1 protein-coding gene and 1 pseudogene are annotated in these 1145 nt (G+C 67.7%); one reads left to right on the top strand and one right to left on the bottom strand.

Going from position 1 to position 1145, the window contains the following annotated elements; translation table 11 throughout:
• A pseudogene (locus ACSFA3_RS24910) lies at positions 1 to 164 on the top strand (SAM-dependent methyltransferase); the annotation flags it as partial.
• Between the two features lie 17 nt (positions 165 to 181).
• Here the strand turns inward: ACSFA3_RS24910 and ACSFA3_RS24905 are convergent.
• The coding region (locus ACSFA3_RS24905) for a carboxylesterase family protein (protein WP_435508031.1) at positions 182 to 1145 on the bottom strand (964 nt) is incomplete at its 5' end.

Raw genomic sequence — 1145 nt, 5'->3', positions numbered from 1 at the left:
TCCGCATCTGGCGCATCTACCTCGCGGGCTGTGCCTATGCCTTTGAGAACGACGACGTGGCCATCTACCAGATCGTCGGGCGCAAGGCGGGGAGGTCGGCGAAGACGCTGCCGTGGTCGCGCCGCTATATCTACGACGGCACTTCGGCGTTGAACGCCGGCTGACTGACGGTGAAGCCGCTTCAGTAGCCCAGAAGACCGTCCCAGATGGCGAGTTGCGCCAGCTTGGGCACCGTGCCGACGACCACGCTTCCGCTGACGCCTTCGCCCATGCGCACCGCATTCGCCAAGGGGCCTGTGTAGCGCGGCCACGCAGTGCCGGCGCCGAATGCCGTGGCCTGCGGCTCGCGCGCGAAAGACACCAGCGCCGCTGCCATGCTCGCCGACAGCTGCGCTTCCGCGGCGCCGTTGCCGACCTTGTCCTTGTAGTAGTCCAGCCCGTAGGTGCCGAAGAGCAATGGCAGGTCGGCGCAGTGCGGCACGCCGTGTCCCGGTGCCTTGAGGGCGTGCGCATAGGTGCCGAAGCGCACGTCCTTGCCTTCGCTGGCGAGCCTGCCGGCGTAGTGCACCGAATGGACGCGAATGGCGTAGTCGCCATAGATCTCCACCAACAGGTCGCCGGCGCCCGTCGGCCGTCCCTCATCGGCCGCGGCCTGGCGGTAGTTTGCGAGCACCTGGCTGCTTGCCGTGGCCGAATTGGTCAGCGATGTGATGTATGCCAGCAGTTGCGTGTCGTTCTGCGGCAGAGGCGCCGTCAGCGCCTTGCCGGTGGCGGGGTCGATCAGGTCGACGAAGAAGCTGCCTTCGGTCAGCGTGGTCGTGATGATCACTGGCAGGTTGGCCGGCCATGCGGCGCGCGTCCAGTCCGCGAGGCAGAACTGCGCATCCACGACCGGAACGAACTTCGAACTGCGTCCGGTCGTGATGGTGGCTGGCAACGGCTGCGCGTTGAGCGCTATCTCCGCCGCATGGAGCGTGGCGGCCGGCACGTCGCGCAGGCCCCGCGGCGTGGTGTTCAGGCGGGCGGCCAGCAGCTCGGTGTACGCCGCCGCGTCCTTCAGGCTGAAGTTGTTCGGCGCCGCGTTGCTGCCCGGGCTCAGCAGCACGACTTTGCGAAGGAACTTCCGGGAGGCGGGGTTCTGCGCA

Origin of the sequence: Variovorax glucosi, from assembly GCF_051216695.1 — a bacterium.
Classification (GTDB): domain Bacteria; phylum Pseudomonadota; class Gammaproteobacteria; order Burkholderiales; family Burkholderiaceae_C; genus Variovorax.
This window is presented reverse-complemented; position numbering and strand designations above follow the sequence as displayed.